This is a genomic window from Dehalococcoides sp. UCH007 (assembly GCF_001010485.1).
In the GTDB taxonomy this organism is placed as follows: Bacteria; Chloroflexota; Dehalococcoidia; order Dehalococcoidales; family Dehalococcoidaceae; genus Dehalococcoides; species Dehalococcoides mccartyi_A.
The window spans coordinates 1,440,670-1,465,039 of record NZ_AP014722.1 but is presented as its reverse complement, the minus strand read 5'-3'; the positions used below and the strand labels follow the sequence as shown (position 1 = coordinate 1,465,039).

Below are 24,370 nucleotides of genomic sequence, written 5' to 3'. Positions count from 1 at the left end.
TATGGTAACAGGTAACACCAGGCCGATAAATATAGAAGATGAAATGAAGGGTTCGTACCTTGATTATGCTATGAGTGTAATCGTTTCACGTGCCCTGCCGGATGTGCGGGATGGTCTGAAACCGGTACAGAGGCGCATTCTCTATGCTATGAATGACCTGGGCATGAAGCATAATACCCCGTATAAAAAGAGTGCCCGTATCGTGGGTGAAGTTTTAGGTAAATATCACCCCCACGGTGACTCTTCTGTTTACGACGCTATGGTACGTATGGCCCAGCCATTTTCCTATCGCTATCCGCTGGTAGATGGTCAGGGAAACTTCGGCAGCGTGGATAATGACCCCGCGGCTGCAATGCGTTACACCGAAGCCCGCCTGGCTCAGATAGCTGAACAGCTGCTGACTGACATAGATAAAAATACCGTAGACTTTATGCCCAACTTCGATTCCTCGCTGGAAGAACCCACTGTGCTTCCGGCCCGTATACCCAATTTGCTTATGAACGGCAGTTCAGGTATTGCGGTGGGTATGGCAACCAATATACCCCCCCACAATCTGGCGGAACTCTGCCAGGCCATCTGCTACCTTATTGACAACCCTGATTGCGGCGTAGATGAACTGATGCAGTTTGTTTCCGGACCGGACTTCCCTACCGGCGGGACTATACTGGGCACCGACGGCATAAAGAGTGCTTACGCAACCGGCAAGGGCAAGATTGTTATACAGGCCAAAGCCCATATCGGCGAAGTGGACAACCGCAAGGCTATATTTGTTACCGAAATTCCCTATCAGGTAAACAAGGCCGAACTGGTAGCCAAGATTGCCGAATTGGTCAAGGACCGAAAGCTGGTAGGCATTTCTGACTTGCGGGATGAATCTGACCGGCAGGGTATGCGGGTAGTTATTGAACTTAAACGTGATGCCGAACCCCAGCAGGTTTTAAACAGCCTCTACAAACATACCAACATGCGCACCTCATTCTTTGTAAACATGCTGGCGCTGGTAGACGGTCAGCCGCAGGTACTCAGCCTGAAAGAAGTGCTTAAAAACTTTATAGACTTCCGCCACCTTATTATCACCCGACGGAGTCAGTTTGAACTTAAAGCCGCCAAAGACCGCGCCCATATACTGGAAGGTCTTAAAAAGGCGCTGGATTTTATTGACCGTATTATTGCCATTATCCGCAGTTCCGAAAACGGTGATACAGCCCGCAAAAACCTGATGGCCGAGTTTGATTTCTCAGCAATCCAGGCTCAAGCTATTCTGGATTTACAGCTTCGCCGTCTGGCCAATCTGGAACGCCAGAAGATACTGGACGAATACGCCGAGCTTATGAAACGCATAGGTTATCTGGAAGATTTGCTGTCTCACCCTGAAAAGATTTATGCTCTGGTAAAAGAAGACGCCAAAGACCTTAGAGGGAGCTATGGCCAGTCCCGTGCCACCGAGATTTCCAATCAGGGTGTTATAGAATTCCGTGAGGAAGATCTGGTACCCCATATGGATGTTATAGTTACTTTGAGTGAAAGGGGCTTTATCAAACGGGTGCCGGCTAATGTATTCCGCCTGCAGCACCGCGGCGGTACCGGCATAATGGGTATGCCCACCCGCGAAGCAGATGCAGTCCGTTTCCTTTCAGTTTCAGATACCCATGATACCCTGCTCTTTTTCACCAACCGGGGCAAGGTATTCAGCCTGCGCTGTTTTGATATACCTGATGATGCCTCCCGCATTGCCAAGGGTACGGCTATCGTAAACCTGATACCTGTTACACAGGACGAACGGATAACCGCCATACTGGACTTAAAGAGCTTCCCGGCAGACCATTTCCTGCTGATGGCTACCAATAAAGGTGAAATCAAAAAGACCTCACTTCAGGAGTTTACCGCAGTCCGTTCTTCAGGGTTGATAGCCATGGATTTGGCTACTTCGGATGAATTGGTGGCGGCGGTTGAAACTACTGAGGAAAAAGATATTCTGCTGGCTACCCGTCTGGGGCAGTCTATCCGTTTCCCGGTAAGCGAACTCCGTACCAGCCTAAGGGCTTCCGGCGGTGTCAAGGCTATAGTCCTTTCTAAAGGGGACGAAGTAGTAAGTATGGACGTTGCCCAGGAGGGTACGCTGGTAATAACTGTAACCGAAAATGGTGCCGGCAAACTGACTGCCATAGAGGAATACCCCCAGCAGCACCGGGCTGGCAGCGGGGTTATAAACTTCAAGGTTGTAGACAAAACCGGTGAGGTTGTGGCCTCAAAGGTAGTCAGCGAGACTGACCAGATGATGCTTATCTCCGCTGACGGCATGGTTACCCGTACTCAGGTCAAAGAAGAAGATCCCTCTCATGGCATACCCATCATGGGCAGAGCCACTCAGGGTGTCAGGGTAATGCGCCTTGAGGAAGGCGACCGGGTGGTTGCGGTGGCTACTTTTTAGCTGAAATATTACTGTTAAACACAAAGGGGGCTTTAAAGCCCCCTTTTTTATTGGCGTTTTACCCGGCTGTTTATTTTCTGTGCAGGCGGTTGTTACATTCGGTTACCGTTTTTTCCAGTCCGCAGGCATGGCATTTGCCTTCGCGGCAGTCAGGCGTATCCTGCCCTTCCACTGAGCGGGCATATTCCTTTTTCAGGAATTCGGCACTTACCCCGGCATTTATATGCCCCCAGGGCAGCGTTTCGTCAAGCGGGCGTTTGCGGTGGGCATAGAACGAGGGGCTTAAACTGCATTCATCAAAAGCCTCCTGCCAAAGGGTAAAATTGAAGCACTCACTCCAGGCATCAAACTTGGCACCCTTTTGCCAGGCGGTATATATCACTTTGCCCAGACGGCGGTCTCCTCTGGAAAACACGGCTTCCAGCAGGCTCATTTTAGTATCAGACCAGGAAACCTTTATTCCCCAGCGTTTCAGCCCCTGCCTTACTATATCCGCCCTGCGGTAGAGGGATTCCTCATCCAGCTGGGCTTCCCACTGAAATGGGGTATGGGCTTTGGGTACGTATGAGGCCAGGCTCAGGCGTATCTGGGGGCGGCGTCCGGGAGCGCCGCGGGATAGGGCATTTACCCTGCCTGCCATTTGGCAGATAGCGGCGGCATCTTCGTCAGTTTCAGTCGGCAATCCTATCATGAAATACATCTTGAAGCTGGTCCAGCCGCTTTCAAAGGCAGTACAGGCGGTATCACACAGCTCTTCCTCAGAGGTAAGTTTATTTATAACCCGCTGGAGACGCTCGCTGGCTGCTTCGGGTGCAAAGGTAAGCCCGCTTTTACGCCCGCCCGCCAGCACGTTTACCAGCCCGACCGAATCTGGGGTCAGGCGTAAACTGGGCAGTGATAGGGCCAGGTGTTTGTTTGCGTATTTTTCCGCCAGGGTTTTTACCAGATTTTCAATACCCGGGTAGTCCGAGCAGCTCAGCGAAAGCAAGGAAATTTCATCATAACCGCAGTTATCCATTATGCCTTCAACGGCACTTACAACCTCTGCCGCCGGGCGTACCCTGACCGGGCGGTAAATAATGCCGGCAGAGCAGAAACGGCAACCCCGGCTGCAGCCGCGGCTTATCTCCACCGCTCCCCTGTCCTGTACCACCTCTATATACGGTACTACCGGTTTTACGGTTGGCGGCGGCAAAGCGGGCAAAATGCGGCGGTTTATTACGGGAGGTGCTTCAGGTGCGGTGGGGGTGATGGATTTCAAAGTACCGTCAGGGTTATATTCGGCCTTATACAGGCAGGGTATGTAAATACCGGGGATTTTGGCCAGTTCCCGCAACATTTGGTCTTTACTAAGGTTATAATTTCTGGCATCAAGGACGGCTTGGCACAGGTCTTGTATTGCCTCTTCGGCGTCGCCTATTACAAAAGCATCTATAAAATCTGCCAGAGGTTCGGGGTTGAGGCTGCAGCTGCCGCCGGCAATCACCAGCGGAAAATCCCCTCCCCTTTCGGCGGCAAGCATGGGTATGCCTGCCAGAGAAAGCATATTCAGTATATTGGTATAGGTAAGCTCATACCCCAGTGAAAAACCCAAGATATCAAACTCTTTTACGGGGTGGCCGCTTTCCAGGCTGACAAAGGGAAGCTTTCTCTCACGGATAAGGTTTTCCATATCCAGCCAGGGGCTGAAAACCCTTTCGGCCAGAATATCCGGGTTGCGGTTTAAAATATCATAAAGCAGGGGTATGGCCAGGTTGGACATGCCTATTTCATAAGTATCCGGAAAGCTCAGGGCAACCTTAAGCGGGGTTTTAGACCATTCCTTGCAAACGGAATTCCATTCCCCGCCGGTATAGCGGCCGGGTTTTTCAACCTGATGGAGAATATGTTCGGGGTAGTTCAAAAGCGTTCCTCTCTGGGGCGAATTCTGGCAAAAATAAATTGTTTACGGGCATTATTCCAGCTTGAAAAGCAGGTCATCTACAGCGGCTATGACGGGTATACCGGTTTCGGCTTCAACCTTGGCTGCCATCTTGGCCGGGTCTGCCCGGAAAAGCTGCAGACCGAAGTGGGTAAGTATGGCTGTTTTGGGTTTAGCCCCTGTAATCAGTCTGGCGGCATCAGCTATGCTCAAATGGTAAATACGTTCTATAGATTCCCTAAGAACAACATTTATTATCAGAACGTCACAGCCTGCGTAGATTTGGGGTATTTCCTCAAAATAGCGGGTATCGCTTACGAAACCTATGCGGTGATTGGAAGATTCAAATATAAATCCGTATGTTTCCACCGGGTGCTGATGACGCCGGGTAGTGAAAACCTTTATCCCGTCCAGATTGTATTCGTGTTCTTCCTCAAGCACAGTCAGGTCATTCAGAAACGGCCTTAGATACGAGTATATAACCGGTTCGTTATCCAGGGCATCTTCAGGGGCCAGAAAATGGCCGTTTTTGTTAAAGCCGCCCTGGGTCATGGCCTCTATCATTACGTTTACATCACCGGAGTGGTCCAGATGGCGGTGGGACAAAAGAATAGCGCTCAGGTTTTCCGGGTTTAAGCCCAGACGGCATACCTGCACAATACTGCCCGGGCCGGGGTCAATCAGGAACCGTTTGCCGTCAAGGTTCAGCCAGATTCCGCCTGAAGCCAGTATCTGACGGCTGATCATAAATCTGGCACCGCCTGTACCCAGAAAAGTGAGGCTGTTGGTTTCTTCGGTATAGTTCATATCAAACATTTAGTATAGACATTATTTCCCCAAATGCCAATTCATAAAATATTTTGGTTATCTTGGGACATCAGTTACAAGAGCTTGTGTAGAAAGTACGGGTCTATGTGTTAGAATATTGCATCCCTGATTTTCCCCGAATAAGGAGAGGGCTTTGGAAGAATTAGGCTCCAGCTTCGGGTTGGACTTAATTATTGTGCTTATAGCGGCCGTTCTGGCCGGTTTACTGGCACGCCGTTTCAAACTGCCGCTTCTTCTGGGTTATCTGGGGGCTGGTATAGCCATAGGCCCAAACGGTTTCGGTTTGGTGCAGTCTCCGGGCGTTATTGAATCCATGGCTACAGTCGGCGTTATTCTGCTCCTTTTTACCCTTGGTCTTGATTTTTCGCTGGATGAGCTGAAGCGGGTGGGAAAGGTGGCGGTGCTGGGCGGTCTTATCCAGATAATTGTTACCGCCGGGTTTGGGTTTTTGCTGGGCAGAGGCCTTGGCTGGGATATAAATGCCTCTATCTTCTTCGGGTTTATGGTCTCGCTTTCCTCTACCCTGATAGTCCTTAAAATACTTATGGACAGAGGTGAGGCGGAAGCCCCTCACGGGCGGGTGATGCTGGGCATCCTGCTGGTGCAGGATATTTGCCTTATTCCCCTGATGATTATTTTACCGGCTTTGGGGAGTGAAGGCGGAGACGTCGGCCTGACAATAGGTGTTGCCTTTGCCAAAGCTGCGGCTTTTATTCTGGTTATGTTTGCTTTGGGATTTTGGGTTTTCCCCCGTCTGCTGGGTAGAGTGGCTGCCCATTCCCATGAGCTTTTTCTTCTGTCTGTTATCACCCTGTCTCTGGGGGCGGCCATGGGGGCAACTGCGCTGGGTCTTTCACCGGCAGTAGGTGCATTTATAGCAGGGCTTCTTATTGGGCAATCCATGTATGCCAAGCAGGCACTGGCAGATATAATCCCCCTTAGGGATATTTTCGGGGCTTTGTTCTTTGTTTCTCTGGGTATGCTGGCAAACCTTAATTTTGCAGTGGAGAATATGGGCTTGGTTCTGCTGGTAGTTGTCTTCCTGCTGGTCATCAAGAGTCTGGTGGCCGGGGTAGTGCCATGGCTGTTCGGCTATACTTTCCAGACCTCATTTACTACCGGTATCGGTCTGATGCAGATAGGTGAATTCAGCTTTGTACTGGCCGGGGTGGGTCTGGCATCATCAGTTATTTCTGACAGTATTTATGCCATTACCATCAGCAGTGCCGTTATTACCATGATAATCACCCCTTTTGCCTTAAGTTTCAGCGGTGCGGCTTACAGAAAGGTCAGCCAGTGGCCGCTGGCAAGCAAACTGGTCAGCCTGCGTACCTCCGGGCAGGCGGAGTTTATGGATTTGGATATTTCCAACCATGCGGTTATCTGTTCGCAGGGGGGTGTTGCCAAGACTCTGACCCGGGTGATGAACCGCCGCAATTTCCCCTTTCTGGTTATAGATTTAGACCCCCAAACCATTGCCGAACTTCGCCGCCAGAAAGCACCTGCCATATACGGAGATGCCGCCAATCCCGAAATACTCAGGTTTGCCCGTTTAGAGAAAGCCCGTCTGCTCATCTGTGCTATGCCTGGTTTTGCGGATACCGAACAGGTGGTTAAAAATGCCCGCAAGATAAATGCGCGGCTGGATATAGTAGCTAGGGTGACCAGTGACACTCAGGCTGCAAAACTCAAACAAATGGGTGTCAGCGAGGTAGTTCAGCCTGAGTTTGAGGTAGGTTTGGAACTTTCACGCCATGCCATGCACCGCTTCGGTATGACTACCATTGAAATCCAGTACATTTTAAACAGCCTGCGGAATATGGGTAAAAATGAGTAGCTTCGGCTTCGGCCGGATATGTTATACTTTTAACATCTTTTAAAGGGATAAGCAGATGAAGAAATATAAAGCAGGTATTATAAATGTAACCGGTTATGCAGGGCTGGAGCTTGCCCGTATTCTGGCAAGCCACCCTTCGGTAGAGCTTTGTTCGGTAACCGGGCGGAGTTTGGCCGGCAAAAAGCTTTCGGATGCATTTCCTTACCTTCACCGTCTCAATCTGCCTATTACCGAAAATCTGGAAGGGCAGGTGGATATTGTCTTTATGGCTCTGCCCCACAAGGAAGGGGCGGTCTTGGTGCCGGATTTGCTCGCAAAAGGAATACGGATAATAGATATCAGCGCTGATTTCCGGCTGAAAGACCCGTCACTTTATCAGGCATGGTACGGGTTTGAGCATCCCTGCCCGGAGCTTCTTCCCGAAGCGGTGTATGGTCTGCCTGAACTTAAGCGTAAGGATATTGCCAGCGCCCGTCTGGTGGCAAATCCGGGCTGTTACCCCACCTCTGCCATACTTGGGCTTACCCCTGCTTTTAAAATGGATCTGATAGAGCCAAGTGCTATTATAGATGCCAAGTCCGGGCTTTCCGGTTCTGGTAGGACCCCTACTGCCAAAAATATATTTTGTGAAGCAGACGAAGATGTTTGCGCTTATTCTGTTGGCTCTCACCGCCACCAGCCGGAGATAGTTCAGGAACTTTCTTACGCTGGTGGAGGGGTAATCCCGCGGATTACTTTTTGCCCTCACCTAATACCCATGAGCCGGGGTATACTTTCAAGTGCCTATGCCCGTTTGAAACGGCCGGTTACAGACGAAGAAGTCAAAGAGATTTACCGCCGTTTTTATAAAGATGAGCCTTTTGTAAAGATAACCGCCGAGCCGCCCCACACCCGTTATACCCGCGGTACCAATATGTGCTTTATTCACCCGGTGGTAGATGCCCTGAATGAACGGCTGGTAGTTATAAGCTGCATAGATAATCTGGTAAAAGGTGCGGCGGGGCAGGCTGTACAGAATATGAATATTATGCTGGGCTTGGACGAAAGTGCAGGTCTGGAAGCTATGGCTGCCCTGCCATAGCTTCAGTTTGCCAGCCACCTGTAGTTTTGCTATACTGATTACCCTGTGTGCCCCCATCGTCTAGAGGCCCAGGACAGCGGCCTTTCACGCCGTCAACAGGGGTTCGAATCCCCTTGGGGGTACCAATTTATTCCTCGGTTATCTTATATTTAACCTACAGCAGGTTAAATATGGTTTATTTCCCGGCTATGTTTCTTAAGCGGACTGGTATAATATATACATACAGTCCTTTAACGGGAGGTAACAGATATGCTGGAATACTTTCGTACACATGTTGTAGCCTATACTATTGTCCTCTTGGTGTGTTTCTTTGTCATGCTGGCAGGTATACTTTACTGGCCGCTCTTTATTGTGGGCGGGATACTTTTCATGGGGCTGTTTCTGCTGGGTTTCAAACTTATCCGCGAACCCGAAGAATACGAAGAAGAAATAATTATCAAACCTGTTAAAAAAGACTAGCTGTATTCTTAACGAAACGGAGGCTTCCGGGAATGGGTGTAAAACAGCTGGGTGAAACCTACAAATGCGATATATGCGGCAATATTGTGCGGGTTATCAAGGTGGGCGGCGGTACGCTGGTCTGCTGCGGGCAGGAAATGAAACGGATAGAAGATTCATATAAAGCCCCGGTAAACCTGCCTGATTCCAGCGGTGAATAACTTTTGATTCTCAGTGTTTATCAAGTTTTCAAGCGGAACAGCAGGTCTCCGCTACTTTTCTGCCAACCAGCCACAACCGGCAGACAAATGTTTTTATAACCTGCTGTTCAAATCAAGTTAATCTATCCTTCACGGAAAAGACACCGGTTATGGGCTTTGGCAGCGGTTATTCGGGTTGCAGCAGATTGAACCGAGTTTTTTCATCAAAACGGCGGGCAGCCTTTGCCCCCAGTATTTCATACATAACCGCTTCGCCCACAATCCAGGTACTTACCCCAGGTCTCAGGCAGCCGGTAGTAGTTTTACCCATTCGCCCAAGAGCGGCATGGATATGCAGCTTGGGGTTACCGCTTTCATCAGGCGTTATTATACCTACCCCGGCCACTTCATGTGCTCCGTCAAGGGGTATCAGCACCGGCTCAGGCGGGTACTCATGGCTTTGGCGCGGCCCTACTACCACCTGTCCTCCCTCAATTCCCCCGATAAGCACCACCTGGGCATGGCTTATATGCTGGGTGCGGGCAAAATCTTCCAGGCAGGAAGGTACTTTATCGCCGTCTTCCAGCCGTATTATAAATACTCTGCCTATACTTCCCTGACTGGCTTTCATCTTTCTCTCCTTAGGCTATATATGTGAACGCAAAGACCGGCATAGGTCTTGCCTCTATACCGGTCTGAGTTTAGCACTTACAGGTCTTTGCTTCAGCTCCAGGAATAACCGCTTATCACCCAGCCCCCGGGACTGAATGACATATTTAGGTCTTTTATAAATGAACTGTAATGGGATACTTTCAGCATATAGGTGCCGCTTATCTGGGCGGTAAAGGCAAAGACATGTTCCGGGTTCAGCCAGTAGTCGCCAAACCAGTTTTCAATATGTTCTCCATCCGGGCGGAATACCTCTACCCGCCAGAGGTGGCTTGAGTCAGATAAATTAAATGCACCCGCCAGACTGGAATTGATAACTATATATTGGTCTTTTAAAAGCTCTTTGCTCCAGCTTACCCAGGTGGATTCGCCGATACGGTTGGGCATAACCAGAGATACTGTCTGAATAACAGGTGCAAAGTTGGCGGTTAAGGTATAGTTTTTATCCATAGTAATGTTAATTGTAGTTAAATTAGTGGTCAGGTCCCCTGTCCAGCCTATAAACTGGTAGCCGGGAGCAGCCTGGGCTGTCAGGGTGATACTGGCCCCGTAATCAAAGTAATTCCCTTCGGGAGTGACAATACCGGCAGCATTCGGGGTGATATTGATGGTAAGCAGAAGCAGGGGCACAAAATTGGCCACAATATTTTTATTTGTGTCCATTATGAAGCTGATTGTGGGGTTGGTACCGTTTATGTCTCCGCTCCAATGGTCAAAACGGTAACCCTGCATAGGATTAGCTGTTATGTCTATGATAGATCCTGCATCAAAATTGCCGCTTATTGTGCTTAGACTGCCTCCGGCCTGAGGGGAAGTGCTTATGTTAAGCTGAAACTGCCTCACAAAGTTAGCCACAATATTTTTAGATGAATTGAGGCTGAGGCTTACGGATGGACTGTTGCCACTCAAATCTCCGCTCCAGTGGTCAAACCGGTAACCGGCAGCTGCAACAGCATTTAAGTTTACGCTTGAGCCGCTGCTGTAAGAAGATTTGTCCGGGCTTAAGTTTACCTTTCCTCCGCCCACCGGGGAAATGGAGACATCAACACTCATACCCCAAGGAGGGAAGTGCCCGGATGCAAGTCCCCAGCCGCCGAATATTATGCCCAGTACAATCAGTGCCGCCAGGCTTATGTTAAACCAAGCAGGCATTTTGGAGTGCTTGCCCTTTACCTTGGCTTTAGCCTTTTTGCGGCGATAAAAGTAATAGCCGGGTATTTTTTCTGATTGTGAAACCTCCGCCGGAGTTTCAGGCTCCAGCGGAGGTTCTTTATATTCGTCTTCGGTATCACGGGTTTCTTTGGAAGATTCTATATTTTTGCCTACAGGCTCAAAGTCTTCGTCAAGGGGTTCTCTGGAATTTTCGGGTTCAGGGTTAAGCTCTTTTTCAGCCATATCCTTCCACCTTTCTCCGCATTTTCTCCCCCTATTATAACTCTTTTCTTTCCAGCCTGATAAGGGCGAAATACAAGCAAATACCAATAATGCCTATGCTTACAACCAGTGCTCCCCAGGCTGGGTCGCCGCTGTCTGAAAGAATCCGCGCTGACCAGCTGGAAAGGTTGCCGGGCAGATATTTGCCTATCCAGGGCAGCTGGGTAGCCAAACCCTGGGCTATCAGGAATACTAGTGCAGTGCCACCGGCAGCCAGTGAGCTTTTAAAGAAACTGGAGAAAAACAGGGTAACTGCCAAACAGAGCAGCAAAAACAGGGTCATAAGCATAGTGCTGCCCAAAAATGGCATAAATGCAAAGTCTCCTATCAGCATAACGGTGTACCAGTAACATAGTCCGGCGCTAAACAGCATGGAAACAAGTACCAGCAACCCAAGGGCCAGATACTTGGACATTACAAATGCCCCGCGGCTGACAGGTTTGGACAAAGTCAGCATGGCAGTTCCTTTTTCCCGTTCCCCGGAAATTGCACCCATGGCAATCAGTATGCAGATAAGCACGCCTACTTGAAGCATGGTCTGTCCAAACTCCTGCATGGACATAAGGGGAGTGGGGTCAGGCATAACTACCGGGATGTCGCCCCCCTGCCCGCTCATCTCAATAATCTGGGGCAGGTAGGCCAGAATGAGCGGAGTGGATATACCGAAGAAGGCAAAGGCAATGGCTACTATAAGTGTTTTATAGGTTTTCCACTGCTCCTTCAGTTCTTTTTTAAATAAAGGTATCAGTCCGCTCATGCCTTCGCACCATTCCCTACAAGCTGGATAAATACATCTTCAATACTGGGGGTGGTAAGTTCATAATGGGTCAGGGTCAGCCCGCTTTGGGCAATTATGCCGGGTATTTCAGTTTTGGCTTTGGCAAGGTCACTGGCCTGAACATACACCACCTTCAGGTCACCTTCGGTTCGTACCTCGGCTGTTTTGACATAAGGCATTTTCAGAAGCTGGGTTAGAATAGGGGTGGGTTCTTCCTCAAACTGTATCTCAAAAGCCGAAGTGGAGTATTTGCGTTTAAGCTCCTCTACGCTGGCGGATGTTATCAGTTTGCCTTCGCTTATAATAGCTACCCGGTCACATACCCTTTCCACGTCTGAAAGAATATGGGTGGACATGAAAACAGTGGTGTCCCCGCTTAAGCGCTCAATAAGGTTCAGCACATCTCTCCGCCCCATAGGGTCAAGGGCAGAGGTGGGTTCGTCCATAAAGAGCACTTCGGGTTTATTTACCAGAGCCTGGGCAATACCCAGCCGCTGTTTCATGCCCCGAGAGTACCCGCCCACCCGTCGTTTGCCGGCCTCTTTAAGGTCTACCAGCTCCAGCAGTTCATCTGCCCGCAGATTATTATCTTTGGGAGCTAATTTGTGGAGTTCACCTGAAAAAAGCATAAATTCACGTCCTGTCATCCAGCCGTAGAAGGCAGGTACGTCCGGCAGAAAGCCAATCTTGGAGCGGAGTGACAGGTTTCGTGGTGTTACCTCCTCGCCGGATACGTAAGCCTTGCCGGAGGTTGGCTGGGAAAGACCGGTCAGCATCCGGACGGCGGTAGTCTTACCTGCCCCGTTCGGGCCTAAAAACCCGAAAACCCGGTTTTTTTCAACTGCAAGGTCCAGCCCGTCCAGGGCGGTAAAACCACCGAATTTCTTGGTCAGCTTTTGGCAAAGTATGGCATCCAAGGTTTAGTCTTCCTCCCTGCCCAGAGTCAGGTAGATTATCGGGCCTATAATGTTTACAAATACAATTATCACTGCCCAGACCCACTTGTTATTCCAGCGGACTTTGGGGCGTTTGACTAAATCCACTACCGCTATAATAAGCAGTATCAGCTGGAGGACAATCAAGGGTGCAATAAGTGCCCAGTTAATATCCATTTTATTTTCCCGCCTTTTATTCCACTATTACGGCTGTGCCGTAGGCCATTACTTCGGAAGCGTTTTGCATAACCGCCGAGGTTGAAAAGCGGATGCAGATAATAGCATTAGCCCCCTTTTCCTTGGCTTCAGCCTCCATGCGTTTTAAAGCTTCATTCCGAGCTTCATCCAGCATTTGGGTATATTCCTCAATTTCACCGCCCACAATACTGCGCAGGCTGGCCATGATATCTTTGCCTAGATGCTTGGCGCGAATAGTATTTCCTTTTACCAGCCCCAGGTTTTTGATAATCTTGTGTCCGGCTACATCTTCGGTATTGGTAAGTATCATTTGGTTTTGGTCTCCTTTTTTGTTTCGTTTCCCAGTTCGGCATTAGCCCGTTGTATCTGAGCTTTTGCCTGGTCCAGTTGGGCTTGCATGGCGGATAGCTGGTCAGCCCGCATTACCGCAAAAGCATTCTGCTGGGGGTTCCCCATGAAAATCACCTGGTCTCCGGGGTGGATATTGAATATTTTGCGGAATTTTACCGGTATGACTATCTGCCCCTTAGCTCCCACCGAACCCGAACCGTAAAAAATTTCCATCTGTTGTGGGTTCATTCCACTGCCTCCCGTTTAAATATCTGGGGATAATAATACATATCCTACTAGTATGAATAGTATAACAAGTATTACTAAAAGGCAATACCCTGATGAGCAGATTTTTTAAAAAGCAGCTAAGGTTAGCTTATAAAAACGGGCTTATTTAAACGGACTAGAAGCCGGGTTTAAGGCGGCGGTAGGTATCTGCCGGGGATTCATTCTGGACTTTGGTCTGGCCTATGACCGGCATGAAGTTGGTATCCCCGTTCCAGCGGGGCACAATATGAGTGTGGATGTGTTTGTCTATACCGGCACCGCCTACCCGTCCCAGATTCATGCCTATATTGAAGCCTTCAGGCTTGTACTCATTTTTGAGTATGGCGACCGCCCGGCAGACCAGACGGTAATGCTCATTGCGTTCTTCTTCGGGAAGCTCCTCCGGGGCGGAAGTATGGCGAAAGGGTACAACCATAAGGTGTCCGGCATTGTAAGGAAAGGCATTCAGGATAACAAAGTTGTATTTGCCGCGGAAAAGTATCAGGTTTTTCCGGTCTTCACTTTCAGCCGGAAAAGTGCAGAATATACAGCCGCTATCTTCGTTTTTGACTGCTTTTTCTATATATTTTGCCCGCCAGGGTGCCCATAAATTATCCATGCCAGCTCCTTGTCTGTTTATGATTTTAAACGTAAAAATCACCTAAGTCAAAGGTTTTTTGAATCATATAATAAATAAAATAGATATGGGAGTTTGTGAGGTGAAGCAGGCTATGATAAAATGTTTTATTTAGCGCATCTATTACAGGGGGTATAATTACGTGGGAAAAATTTTTATAATTGACGTAACCAACAGAGACGGTGTCCAAACGGCTCGTCTCGGCCTTTCGAAGCTGGAAAAGACCCTGATAAATATGTATCTGGATGAAATGGGTATATTCCAGTCTGAGTTCGGTTTTCCCACTACCAAACATGAGCGCGGTTATGTTGAAGCCAACCTTGAGCTGGCCAAAATGGGCGTTATCAAGAATCTGCGTCTGGAAGGCTGGATACGGGCTATCGTGGCTGATGTAGATCTGGCTTTCCGCCGGGCACCCGGCCTTAAACATCTGAATTTGTCCATATCCACTTCGGAACAGATGATAAACGGCAAGTTTCAGGGGCGCAAGGTTTTTACCGATATAATTGATGATATGACTGTAGCTGTCAATGCCGCTTATGCCAAAGGTGCTGAGACAGTGGGTGTAAATGCCGAAGATGCTTCCCGCACTTCCATAGTAAATCTGATTGAGTTCGGCAAGGCTGCCAAAGCAGCGGGTGCTGCCCGTCTGCGTTATTGTGATACTCTGGGTTATGACAACCCCTTTACCATCTATGAAACTGCCCGTACTCTGTCAGAAAAAGTGGAAATGCCCATAGAGATTCACTGCCACGGTGATTTGGGTATGGCTATAGGCAACTCTCTGGCCGGTGCCAAGGGCGTGGTTGATGGCGGTCAGGATGTATACGTAAATACCACTATAAACGGAATTGGCGAACGGGCAGGAAATGCGGATCTGGTGGCTTTCTTGCTGGCTGTTCTTAAATCCAAGGGTTTTGGTGAAAAATATCAGCTGGGCCATGAAGTAGACCTTTCCAAAGCCTGGAAGATAGCCCGCTTTGCTTCGTATGCTTTTGATGTGGAGATACCTATTAACCAGCCGGGTGTGGGACGCAACTGTTTTGCCCATGCCTCCGGCATACATGCTGACGGTGTTATCAAAGACTCCCAGAACTACGAGCTTTACGGCTACGAGGAATTGGGACGGGGCGAAGCCCTGATGGTGGAAACCGGGCGTGAAATCTGTGCCGGCCAGTACAGCGGCATCTCAGGCTTCCGCCACGTTATGGGCAATATGTCTGTAGAACTGCCCGAAGATAAAGATGAGGCTAACAAGATATTGGAACTGGTACGTTATGCCAACGTAGAGGCCCATAAACCTCTGGTGGAGGATGAGCTTATCTTTATTGCCAAATATCCGGAGATAAGCCGCCGCCTGCTTACCCTGACACCGCTTATGAATGACTAAAAAGCCGGACTTTAAAAAGGGGATTTTAAATCCCCTTTTTCATTTGGAGGGTAAGATGAATATACAAATGAGACCTGTAGGCACTATTGTAAATACTATTACCGCAAAGCCTGCCCAGACTTTTAAATGGGGGGATGTGGTTTCGGAAATACATATAAATCCGGAATTGGCTGAGGGACTTGAGCGTATAGAGGAATTTTCCCACCTTAATATTATTTGGTCTCCCCATCAGTCACAGCCCGAGGGTATGACACTCCTTGTTTATCCCAGAGGTCAAAAGGAATTCGGTAAAATAGGAGTTTTTGCCAGCCGCTCTCCCTTCCGCCCGAATCCTATCGCTAAGACGCTGGTCAGACTGCTTGAGCATAAAGGCAATGTACTTAAAGTCAAAGGGCTGGATGCCATAAACGGTACGCCGGTTTTAGATATCAAACCTTTTATAATGGATTATGATTCTGATAAAGAGGCGATGATAGCACCTTGGATCAAGCCAGTTTAACCCCAAATCTTACTGATATATACCGCTGTCTGTTAAAAAAATACGGCCCTCAGCATTGGTGGCCGGCTGAAAGCCGCTTTGAGATGATGGCGGGTGCAGTACTTACCCAGAGTGCCGCCTGGACAAATGTAGAAAAAGCCATTTCAAGATTAAAAGCGGCTGACTTGCTCTCACCGGAAGCTATATTGGAGGCAGATGAATACTATCTGGCCGAAGCTATCCGTTCATCAGGTTACTTTAATTTAAAAGCCCGTAAACTGAAAGCCTTATCAGCTTGGCTTCAGGCCAGTTATAGCGGACAGGCTGATAAACTGCCATATTCAGATGGCACTACTCTTCGCAAGGAACTTCTGGGAGTGTGGGGTGTAGGTGAGGAAACAGCAGACTCCATTCTTTTATATGCCTGCGGGAAACCCGTTTTTGTTATAGATGCTTATACCCGAAGGATTTTCAGCCGTTTGGGTCTGGCGGAAAAGGAAGCTGGCTATGACCGTCTTCAAGGGCTTTTTACGTCAAATCTGGCCGCTGATGCCGCTCTTTATAACGAATACCATGCTCTCATAGTCAGGCACGCCAAAGAGCATTGCAGGGTCAAGCCTGTTTGCAAAGGGTGTGTACTAAAAGCTGTCTGTAAATTTAGCTCCAGCGGATAAATTTTCTCTGCAGTTGAAGCCCGCGATTATTAAGCGCCAGGGCTTTCTTCAGCAACAGAAGAATTCCGGTTTATCCAGACAGAGCGGTTTCTAATATCCCGGTCAAGAAAAATGCGGTTAAATACCAGTTCGGCTTTGGAAACGGTATGCGAGTATTCACTGTCAGGTGCCATCAGGCGGCGGGCAATCATAATAAAAAAAATACCTATGAAACCCCAGGTAATGGTCTGGTATTCCCGTACTCCAAAGAATTCGTAAAAATACCCGGACATAAACGGCAATGCCCCTACCCCCAGAAACACCCCAGGAGCCATTTTTTTGAAAAAGCCGAAGGCAAGTGCTGTTCCCAAAGCTATTAAGGCCGGAACCGGTGCCATCACCAGAGCTACTCCCAAAGAGGTGGCAATACCTCTCCCTCCGTTAAAACGGAGAAAGACCGGCCAGTTGTGCCCGGCAATGGTAAACAGGCCGACTATTATTTGCTGCCAGAGTGCCAGCCCAAAAGAGCCGGCCATGAGTATCATAACAGCCCCTTTTGAAACATCAAACACAAAAACGGCCAGACCGAGTCTCTTGCCGGCAGTAGTAATCACATTGGAAGCTCCCACATTGCCGCTGCCGTAACGGCGTATATCTATACCCCTGCGCCAGCGGGAAAGCAGGTAGGCCATGGGGATAGCCCCTACCAGATAACCGGCTATAGCCATGATTATAAATACAAGGCTCATTCCATATCCTCCGCCAGCCCTTTGGCCTTTATTTGGCGGGCCTTGGCAATCAGCTTTTTGGCATCCTGCATGGGTACTTCCGCCTCGCCGATGGGTGTTTCAGTAAGTTCGTCCAGACCGTGGTAATCGCTGCCGCCGGTAGTGAGCAGGTTGTGTTTGGCTGCCAGCTTTACCAGCCCGTCTATCTGCTGGGGGTTGAAACCCCCGTAGTGGCATTCAAGGCCCATCAGTCCGGCCTTTACCAGCCGTTCCACCATGGGTTCGTGGTCCATTATAGTCAGGGGGTGAGCCATGACCGGTATGCCCCCGCAGGAAAGTACCAGATGAACCGCCTCTTCGGGGCTCATTTTTATCCGCTCTACATAGGCAGGCCCTCCCCGCCCTATGAACTTGTCAAAAGCCTCGCCCATGTTCTGGATATAGCCTTTTTCAAGCATAGCAGCGGCAATATGCGGACGCCCCACCGTGCCTTCGCCGGCAATTTCCGAAACCCTCTGCCAGCTTATTTCCATACCCAGGCCGTTAAGTTTTATTACCATATCACGGGCGCGTTCCACTCTGGAGCGGCGCATTTCGGTCAGAGTCTCATTCAGAAAAGGGTCCTTGTAATCTACAAAGTACCCCAGAATATGGACATCCCCGCCGCTGTAGTCGGTGCTTATCTCTACGCCGGGTATGACCCTTAGTTTGGGGTACTTCCGGGCAGCTTCTAAGGCAATGCCAACCCCGCCCAGATTATCATGGTCACATATGGCAATATACTCCATATTAACTTTGGCGGCTTTGGCAACAATATTCTCTGGTGAGTGGACACCGTCTGAAACGGTGGTGTGAATATGCAGGTCTACTTTGGAAGACATTTCTAGCTTATCTCCCGGTAAATGCGTTCTATACCTGTGGACAGTCCGGTTTTGGTATTGACGGTGACTACTACGGCATTCAGCATCACCCTGCCCTGGGCTACACTCAGGCGGCCGGGTATGCCGGTCAGGAAACGCTGGATAACCGAATCCGGTTCGTCCCCTATTATGGAATCAATAGGTCCTACCATGCCTATATCGCTGACATAGGCGGTGTTTTTAGGCAGCAAACGGGTATCACAGGTGGCCACATGGGTATGGGTGCCAAGAACGGCACTTACCCGTCCGTCCAGATAAAAGCCCAGGGCCATTTTTTCTGAGGTGGCTTCCGCATGGAAATCTACAATAATAGCGGACGGTTTGAAATTCAGCTTGGAAAGCAAAGCATCAATACTGCGGAATGGGCAGTCTATATCGTACATAAAGGTACGCCCCATCAGGTTTACCACTAAAACCTTGTCTTTAAGGACATAACCCTGTCCGGGTACGCCCGGAGGGTAGTTTAAGGGGCGGATAACCGGCAGGCTCTCATCCTCCATTACCGTGGCTATGTCACGGTGCTTCCAGACGTGGTTGCCGGTGGTGATTACGTCTGCCCCGGCCGAAATAAGGTCTTGGGCAGTGGCCGGGGTTATGCCAATCCCCCCGGCCGTATTTTCTCCGTTTATAATGGTGAAGTCTATCTTGTATTCCTGTTTCAGCCCCGGCAAGATATCTCGCAGGGCATCCCGCCCCGGCTTGCCGATAACATCACCGATTACCAGTATTTTCATCACTACCCGCTTTACTTGGCAAAGTCTACGGACCTGGTTTCCCGGATAACGGTAACCTTAATCTGTCCGGGGTACTCCAGCCCGTCTTCAATCTTCTTGACAATATCTCTGGCCAGCCGCATAGCACCCAGGTCATCAATCTCGTCAGGTTTAACCATGATGCGCACTTCACGCCCGGCCTGTATGGCAAAGGATTTTTCAACCCCTTTGAAGCTGTCGGCAATTTCTTCGAGGGCCTTGAGGCGTTTGATATAGTTTTCCAGTGATTCGCGGCGGGCGCCGGGTCTGGCCGAAGAAATGGCGTCTGCGGCGGATACTATAAAACCCCAGATGGAGACAGTGGGAGTGTCAAAATGGTGTTCAGCCACACCCTTGATAACCTCGGGTGATTTTTCCCACTGTTTAACCATATCCGCACCTATCTGGGTATGAGTGCCTTCCACGTCACGGTCAACCGCTTTGCCTATGTCATGCAGGAAGCCGGCCCGTCTGGCAAGGGTAACATTTACACCCAACTCGCTGCCTATCATGCCGGACATCTGGGCTACCTCTATACTGTGCTGAAGAACATTCTGTCCGTAACTGGTGCGGTATTTCAGCCGTCCCATTACTTTGATTATTTCGGGCCGCAGTCCGTGAACGCCTGCCTGATAAGCGGCCTGTTCGCCGGAAGCTATCATAGCGGCTTCTACTTCCTCTTTGGCTTTGGTTACCACTTCTTCAATACGGGCCGGATGAATACGCCCGTCGATGATAAGTTTTGAAAGTGCCTGTCTGGCAACTTCACGCCTTACCGGGTCAAAACTGGAGATAGTAACTGCCTCCGGAGTGTCATCTATAATTAGGTCTACGCCGGTGGCCTGCTCCAGAGCCCGTATATTGCGGCCTTCGCGGCCAATCAGCCTGCCCTTCATTTCATCGCTTGGCAAGGGTACGACATTGGTGGTAGTTTCGGTAACTACATCAGAGGCACAACGCTGGATAGCCTGGGAAACAACCTCGCGGGCTTTTTCATCCGCTTCGGCTTTTATTTTTATCTCCCACTCACGCAGGCGGCGGGAGGTCTCCTGCTGCATTTCACCTTCCAGCATTTCAAGCAGACTTGATTTGGCCTGCTCAGTAGTCATGTTGGCCACTTCTTCCAGACGTTTCAGTTCGGCTGTGCGTATTTCTTCAATCTGAGACTGGGTTTCGTCAATACTTTTTTCCCGGTTGGTCAAAGACTGTTCGCGCTGTTCAAGATTTTCAAGCTTACGGTCCAGGGCTTCGGTCTTCTGCATAACCCGGTTTTCCTGTTTAGCCAGTTCAGAACGGCGTTCTTTAAGCTCAGACTCGGCGGAATTGCGGACCTTGTCCGCTTCGTGTTTGGCTTCCACCAGCACATCTTTAGCTTCCGTTTTAGAGTCAGCCAGCATTTTGGTTGCTTTTCGCTGGGCGATGCGGAGCTGGCGGTTCATTATAAAGCCCCTGAATACAAAAAGGGCCATGCCGCCGAATACAATACCTATAATAAAACTAAAAAAGATTGCCAGAATGGCAGACAAAGGCAGGCCGGTAGTTGTTGTCGGCGCTGTCTCCATGAAAAACTCAAACATATATGTAAACCCCTTTCTTTAGAAGCTCTCTTCAACGGGGGTATCAGAGAGCCGTGACTATCTAAGACCTAAAATTCGTCTGTTGAGCCGTTTCCATATTCATCCCACAGGCGGGAAACGGTGCGGTTAATTACCTCATAACCGAATCCGCGGCGCAGCAAATACTGGCTGAGGCGCTGGCGGAACAGGTGGTAATTATCTTTGGGCAGGGTTTTCACCTTGGTTATGGCTGCCCTGTAAGCACTGTCCAATTCATCAACTGTGCTTACCACGTTTTCAATTATCTCGCTGGATACACCCTTTCTCTTGAGTTCCAGTGAAGTCAAGCTGCGGCTGCGGGGACGGAATGATTGGCGGTTGTCATTCCAGAACTGGGCGAAAGCCTGGTCATTTACCAATCCTTGTTCTTTCAACTTGGCTAGTATGGAATCAATATCATGACTGCTAAACCCCCGCCGCACCAGTTTTTGGGCTAGTTCAGACTGGCTGCGCGGGCGATAAGATAAATAGCCCATGGCTGCCTCATAGCAGCTTTGGCAATTATCTATGAGCTTTAGAGTTTCAATCTGACTTAAGTTCAGTTCCTGACCTACTTTCAGGCCTTCCCTTTCACACACACTATGAGACAGACTGAAGAAATCCTTGTTGTCCAGAGATATTTTGCACCTCTGGTTAGTACCTCGGGTTTTTCTTATTGCCGTTATGCTTGGCATATAATCCCCCAAAAAAAGACAAAGCCGAGACATATTCTGCCTCAGCCCCAAAATACAAACCGACTGCCTTTTTACGTAAAGCTAGGGATTAATCGCCATCGCCAATACTGCAAAGGGTGACTGCTGAGGCACGTATTTTTTCTTCAATTTCCTGCGCCAGATCTGGATTTGCCGCCAGATAGTTTTTGGCGCTCTCTCTGCCTTGCCCCAGGCGAATGTCACCGTAGGAAAAGAAAGCCCCTGCTTTCCTTATAACTTCACTGGTTACGCCCAAATCAATAAGGTTGCCCTCGCGGCTGATACCAGAGTCAAACATGATATCAAACTCGGCTGTCCTGAAAGGAGGAGCAACCTTGTTTTTTACCACTTTGGCTCTTACGCGTGTACCAACTGCTATGGTGCCCTGCTTGATGGTTTCTATGCGCCTTAGATCTATACGCACCGAACTGTAAAATTTAAGCGCCCGGCCGCCGGGGGTGACTTCGGGATTGCCGAACATGACACCCACTTTTTCTCTCAACTGGTTTATAAAGATAACGGCCGTTCTGGTTTGCCCGATGGAAGAGGTCAATTTCCGCAGTGCCTGAGACATAAGTCTGGCCTGCAAACCTACATGTGAGTCACCCATGTCGCCTTCTATTTCGGCTTTGGGTACCAGCGCTGCCACACTATCAATCACTATAACCCCTATGGCGGTGCTTCTCACCAACTCTTCGGCAATACCAAGCGCTTCCTCACCGGTATCCGGCTGAGATATTAAAAGCTCATCCAGATTAACCCCGCAGGTTGAAGCGTATTTAGGATCAAGGGCATGTTCCACGTCTATATAGGCGGCTTTTTCGCCCATTTTTTGGGCTTGGGCAATAATATGCTGGGCAAGAGTAGTCTTGCCGGAGCCTTCAGGGCCGAATATTTCAGCTATCCGTCCTCTGGGAATTCCGCCAACGCCCAGGGCAATATCAAGTGCCAGTGAACTTGTAGGGATGAACTCAACTGTTTGCCGGAAGGAAGGGTCACTCAGTTTCATTATTGAACCCTTGCCAAAACGTTTTTCTATTATACCGACAGTGAGTTCCAGTGCCTTATCTTTTTCCGTGGTCATTTCGCCTCGTTTTCTAGTCAAAATGATAGCATATAGTAAGTTATTCTACAATAAGCCCTTGACTTTTCAGCCCTTTGGCGTGCGTGAAAACGGTCTTGTCCAGACCTTTAGTCAAGGGTGGGGTTAGTCAGGCTGGTACAGCACAGAACTGTCCGGTGATTCCCAGACCTCTACCCCATAAAGCTCTGCGCCATTCTTGGTGATAACCGGTTTGAGTCTGTTATATATATCTTTGGCTATATTTTCAGCTGAGGGATTTTGGCTGTCAAAGGGTGTCAAGTCATTCAGGCAGGTATGGTCGTAGCTTTGCAAAACCTCACTCAGACTGGTTTTGAGCAACTTGAAATCAACCCCCATACCGCATTCGTCCAGTTTGCTTACCCTTACCTTCAGGGCTGCTTCATAGCGGTGGCCGTGCAGGTTTTCACACTTGCCTTTATATCCCCTGAGGAAATGGGCGGCTTCAAAATGCCTTTTTACGCTCAGGTAATACATTAATTGTCCTCCTCATCATCTTCTTCCCTATCCGGGCCATCCTGCGGCAGGCGGGAAAACAGGCGGATAGACTGGCCGGGCGGCAGTTCTTCAAGCAAGTCTGACAGGCTCAAGCGGCTGCCCGGATAGATAAAATCAGCTGCCAGTTCCAGAAGTGGCAGCATTACAAAAGCTCTTTCAGTCAGGCGTGGATGAGGTATAGTCAAGGCGGGAGTATTTAAGCGCTTCTGTCCGTACAGCAGGATATCTATATCTATTATACGGGGCTGGTTATGGCTGTTGGGGCTTCGCCCCATTTCTGTCTCCACCTTTTGGATAAACGCCAGAAGGTCTTCAGGTGAAAGCTCTGTATGGGCTCCTATCACCATATTCAGAAAATCCGGCTGGGGAGGGCAGTCCAGCGGTTTGGTTTCATATATTGATGAAAGGCCTCTAATAATGATTTTTCCCGAAAGACGGGTCTGGGCATCTTTCAGATATTTTTCCCGGTCACCTGTGTTTGACCCAAGCCCCAAATAGATTATTTCCATATTTTACCTCTTATAACAGCATCGCTCATCCGGCAGACCCGTTTCATATAGGCGACATCATGCACCCTTACAATATCCGCCCCTCCCCCTATACCCAGGGCAACAGTGGCGGCCGTCCCTTCCAGCCTTTCGTCCGGTGGGGTGTCCAGCACCTGTCCTATAAGGGATTTGCGGGAAGTGCCCAGCAGTATAGGCAGATTTAGGGCTTTCAGTTCTGACAAACGGCGGACAATTTCCAGATTCTGCTCCAGAGTTTTGCCGAACCCCACCCCGGGGTCAACAATAATATTTTGGGCGGGTACTCCCAACCCCAGCAGTTTCAGGGCAGTTTCCCTTAGTTCACTGATTACTGTCGCCATTATATCTTCTGCCGGGTGTTCCCGCTGGTTGGAGGTTATTACCCAGCCGGCAGGCCTTTTGGCTGCCAACTCAAAAAGGGAAGGGTTTTTTTTTAACCCCCAGACATCGTTTATTATGCAGGCTCCGGCTTTCAGGGCTTCTTCCGCCACTTCATACCGGTAGGTATCTACGCTTACGGGTATATCCAGATTTCGGGAAATAAGCCTAACCGCCGGTATTACCCTATCCAGTTCTTCCCGCATGCTTACCGGCTGGCTGCCCGGGCGGGTACTTTCACCGCCGATATCCAGTATATCTGCCCCTTCCTTGGCAAAACGGCGGGCCTGCTCAAGTGCCGCTTTAGGGTCGGCACCCAGTCCGTCACCTGAAAATGAGTCAGTGGTGACATTTACTATGCCCATTATATAGGTGCGCTCCCCCCAGCCAAACCGCTTTGTGCCGAAGCAGCTGCTTTCGGGTTTTCCAACGGGTAAATTCATCACCATTTTCCTCTGTGATGATTATCTCAGCAAATGCCCCGGGGAGCAAGAAAAAGCTCTAAGCCAGCCGCAATTTTCGAGCATTGCTGGGCTTGAACTAATTTTTTATGTAGTTTGACAAGCTAAATTTTAGCGAGTATCATAGAACGTTGGTTGTGAGTGTTTGTTATACTTGCAATTAGCCTCATCGAAAGCTCATTTTCAGGTTT

27 protein-coding genes and 1 tRNA gene are annotated in these 24,370 nt (G+C 49.3%); 9 read left to right on the top strand and 19 right to left on the bottom strand.

Annotated features, from left to right (window positions below; all coding sequences use genetic code 11):
• The first annotated feature begins 1 nt into the window (after window position 1).
• A complete protein-coding gene (gene gyrA / locus UCH007_RS07705; protein ID WP_041331633.1) occupies window positions 2-2,431 on the top strand; it encodes a DNA gyrase subunit A in 2,430 nt (809 codons plus the stop codon).
• Between the two features lie 70 nt (window positions 2,432-2,501).
• On the opposite strand, the gene UCH007_RS07700 is transcribed toward gyrA, so the two are convergent.
• Entirely contained in the window at window positions 2,502-4,334 is a 1,833-nt protein-coding gene (locus UCH007_RS07700) for a TIGR03960 family B12-binding radical SAM protein (RefSeq protein WP_046961494.1), read from the bottom strand.
• Between the two features lie 51 nt (window positions 4,335-4,385).
• Window positions 4,386-5,159 (bottom strand): MBL fold metallo-hydrolase, encoded by a 774-nt coding sequence (locus UCH007_RS07695; protein WP_046961587.1) that lies wholly within the window; start codon window positions 5,157-5,159, stop codon window positions 4,386-4,388.
• Between the two features lie 154 nt (window positions 5,160-5,313).
• On the opposite strand from UCH007_RS07695, the gene UCH007_RS07690 reads away from it, so the two are divergent.
• From UCH007_RS07690 to UCH007_RS07670, 5 genes are all read left to right on the top strand, one after another.
• Window positions 5,314-7,017 (top strand): cation:proton antiporter, encoded by a 1,704-nt coding sequence (locus UCH007_RS07690; protein ID WP_023652946.1) that lies wholly within the window; start codon window positions 5,314-5,316, stop codon window positions 7,015-7,017.
• 55 nt (window positions 7,018-7,072) lie between these two features.
• Window positions 7,073-8,098 carry an N-acetyl-gamma-glutamyl-phosphate reductase gene (argC, locus tag UCH007_RS07685; RefSeq protein WP_046961493.1) on the top strand — a complete coding sequence of 342 codons (1,026 nt, stop codon included), beginning with the start codon at window positions 7,073-7,075 and terminating at the stop codon, window positions 8,096-8,098.
• 49 nt (window positions 8,099-8,147) lie between these two features.
• Window positions 8,148-8,223: transfer RNA gene (locus UCH007_RS07680), tRNA-Glu, on the top strand.
• Window positions 8,224-8,347: 124 nt separating this feature from the next.
• Window positions 8,348-8,557 (top strand): hypothetical protein, encoded by a 210-nt coding sequence (locus tag UCH007_RS07675; protein ID WP_023652944.1) that lies wholly within the window; start codon window positions 8,348-8,350, stop codon window positions 8,555-8,557.
• Between the two features lie 32 nt (window positions 8,558-8,589).
• Window positions 8,590-8,757, top strand: a complete 168-nt coding sequence (locus tag UCH007_RS07670; RefSeq protein ID WP_012882735.1) for a desulfoferrodoxin FeS4 iron-binding domain-containing protein — start codon at window positions 8,590-8,592, stop codon at window positions 8,755-8,757.
• A 166-nt stretch (window positions 8,758-8,923) separates the two neighbouring features.
• Here the strand turns inward: UCH007_RS07670 and UCH007_RS07665 are convergent, their stop codons facing one another.
• The 8 genes from UCH007_RS07665 to UCH007_RS07630 all read right to left on the bottom strand — a co-directional run bounded on the left by UCH007_RS07665 (window position 8,924) and on the right by UCH007_RS07630 (window position 13,966).
• A complete protein-coding gene (locus UCH007_RS07665) occupies window positions 8,924-9,367 on the bottom strand; it encodes a PPC domain-containing DNA-binding protein (RefSeq protein WP_046961492.1) in 444 nt (147 codons plus the stop codon).
• Between the two features lie 92 nt (window positions 9,368-9,459).
• Window positions 9,460-10,800 carry an InlB B-repeat-containing protein gene (locus UCH007_RS07660; protein ID WP_046961491.1) on the bottom strand — a complete coding sequence of 447 codons (1,341 nt, stop codon included), beginning with the start codon at window positions 10,798-10,800 and terminating at the stop codon, window positions 9,460-9,462.
• A 34-nt stretch (window positions 10,801-10,834) separates the two neighbouring features.
• On the bottom strand, window positions 10,835-11,596 hold the full coding sequence (locus tag UCH007_RS07655; RefSeq protein WP_046961490.1) for an ABC transporter permease: 762 nt from the start codon (window positions 11,594-11,596) through the stop codon (window positions 10,835-10,837).
• Entirely contained in the window at window positions 11,593-12,534 is a 942-nt protein-coding gene (locus UCH007_RS07650) for an ABC transporter ATP-binding protein (protein WP_046961489.1), read from the bottom strand. Before UCH007_RS07650 ends, UCH007_RS07655 begins: the two co-directional genes overlap by 4 nt.
• Before the next feature lie 3 nt (window positions 12,535-12,537).
• The gene (locus UCH007_RS07645; RefSeq protein WP_012882730.1) at window positions 12,538-12,729 is read right to left on the bottom strand and encodes a PLD nuclease N-terminal domain-containing protein; all 192 of its coding nucleotides are present in this window, start codon (window positions 12,727-12,729) and stop codon (window positions 12,538-12,540) included.
• A gap of 16 nt (window positions 12,730-12,745) precedes the next feature.
• Complete coding sequence (locus tag UCH007_RS07640; RefSeq protein WP_023652939.1) at window positions 12,746-13,060, bottom strand: YbjQ family protein; 315 nt, start codon at window positions 13,058-13,060, stop codon at window positions 12,746-12,748.
• The gene (locus tag UCH007_RS07635) at window positions 13,057-13,329 is read right to left on the bottom strand and encodes an AbrB/MazE/SpoVT family DNA-binding domain-containing protein (RefSeq protein ID WP_023652938.1); all 273 of its coding nucleotides are present in this window, start codon (window positions 13,327-13,329) and stop codon (window positions 13,057-13,059) included. The genes UCH007_RS07640 and UCH007_RS07635 overlap by 4 nt, the downstream gene beginning before the upstream one ends.
• A gap of 154 nt (window positions 13,330-13,483) precedes the next feature.
• On the bottom strand, window positions 13,484-13,966 hold the full coding sequence (locus tag UCH007_RS07630; RefSeq protein ID WP_046961488.1) for an HIT family protein: 483 nt from the start codon (window positions 13,964-13,966) through the stop codon (window positions 13,484-13,486).
• Between the two features lie 160 nt (window positions 13,967-14,126).
• Between UCH007_RS07630 and UCH007_RS07625 the strand changes: the two genes are divergently transcribed.
• The 3 genes from UCH007_RS07625 to UCH007_RS07615 are packed head-to-tail and all read left to right on the top strand — an operon-like array spanning window position 14,127 to window position 16,526.
• The gene (locus UCH007_RS07625) at window positions 14,127-15,374 is read left to right on the top strand and encodes a homocitrate synthase/isopropylmalate synthase family protein (RefSeq protein WP_012882726.1); all 1,248 of its coding nucleotides are present in this window, start codon (window positions 14,127-14,129) and stop codon (window positions 15,372-15,374) included.
• 55 nt (window positions 15,375-15,429) lie between these two features.
• The gene (gene tsaA / locus UCH007_RS07620; protein WP_046961487.1) at window positions 15,430-15,873 is read left to right on the top strand and encodes a tRNA (N6-threonylcarbamoyladenosine(37)-N6)-methyltransferase TrmO; all 444 of its coding nucleotides are present in this window, start codon (window positions 15,430-15,432) and stop codon (window positions 15,871-15,873) included.
• Window positions 15,855-16,526 carry an endonuclease III domain-containing protein gene (locus UCH007_RS07615; protein WP_046961486.1) on the top strand — a complete coding sequence of 224 codons (672 nt, stop codon included), beginning with the start codon at window positions 15,855-15,857 and terminating at the stop codon, window positions 16,524-16,526. Before tsaA ends, UCH007_RS07615 begins: the two co-directional genes overlap by 19 nt.
• A gap of 29 nt (window positions 16,527-16,555) precedes the next feature.
• On the opposite strand, the gene UCH007_RS07610 is transcribed toward UCH007_RS07615, so the two are convergent.
• The 9 genes from UCH007_RS07610 to folP form a co-directional block, all read right to left on the bottom strand.
• A complete protein-coding gene (locus UCH007_RS07610; protein ID WP_023652933.1) occupies window positions 16,556-17,254 on the bottom strand; it encodes a glycerol-3-phosphate acyltransferase in 699 nt (232 codons plus the stop codon).
• A complete protein-coding gene (locus UCH007_RS07605; protein WP_046961485.1) occupies window positions 17,251-18,114 on the bottom strand; it encodes a PHP domain-containing protein in 864 nt (287 codons plus the stop codon). The genes UCH007_RS07610 and UCH007_RS07605 overlap by 4 nt, the downstream gene beginning before the upstream one ends.
• Before the next feature lie 2 nt (window positions 18,115-18,116).
• Window positions 18,117-18,887: a TIGR00282 family metallophosphoesterase gene (locus UCH007_RS07600; RefSeq protein ID WP_041331620.1), complete on the bottom strand. Its 771-nt coding sequence runs from the start codon at window positions 18,885-18,887 to the stop codon at window positions 18,117-18,119.
• Window positions 18,888-18,898: 11 nt separating this feature from the next.
• On the bottom strand, window positions 18,899-20,482 hold the full coding sequence (gene rny / locus UCH007_RS07595) for a ribonuclease Y (RefSeq protein ID WP_023652930.1): 1,584 nt from the start codon (window positions 20,480-20,482) through the stop codon (window positions 18,899-18,901).
• 68 nt (window positions 20,483-20,550) lie between these two features.
• Window positions 20,551-21,195, bottom strand: a complete 645-nt coding sequence (locus UCH007_RS07590) for a regulatory protein RecX (RefSeq protein ID WP_046961484.1) — start codon at window positions 21,193-21,195, stop codon at window positions 20,551-20,553.
• An 88-nt stretch (window positions 21,196-21,283) separates the two neighbouring features.
• Window positions 21,284-22,297: a recombinase RecA gene (gene recA, locus UCH007_RS07585; protein ID WP_012882718.1), complete on the bottom strand. Its 1,014-nt coding sequence runs from the start codon at window positions 22,295-22,297 to the stop codon at window positions 21,284-21,286.
• A 123-nt stretch (window positions 22,298-22,420) separates the two neighbouring features.
• Window positions 22,421-22,792, bottom strand: a complete 372-nt coding sequence (queD, locus tag UCH007_RS07580; protein WP_041331618.1) for a 6-carboxytetrahydropterin synthase QueD — start codon at window positions 22,790-22,792, stop codon at window positions 22,421-22,423.
• Window positions 22,792-23,322 (bottom strand): 2-amino-4-hydroxy-6-hydroxymethyldihydropteridine diphosphokinase, encoded by a 531-nt coding sequence (gene folK, locus UCH007_RS07575; protein ID WP_046961483.1) that lies wholly within the window; start codon window positions 23,320-23,322, stop codon window positions 22,792-22,794. Before folK ends, queD begins: the two co-directional genes overlap by 1 nt.
• Window positions 23,313-24,161 carry a dihydropteroate synthase gene (gene folP, locus UCH007_RS07570; RefSeq protein ID WP_046961482.1) on the bottom strand — a complete coding sequence of 283 codons (849 nt, stop codon included), beginning with the start codon at window positions 24,159-24,161 and terminating at the stop codon, window positions 23,313-23,315. The genes folK and folP overlap by 10 nt, the downstream gene beginning before the upstream one ends.
• Window positions 24,162-24,370 lie beyond the last annotated feature (209 nt).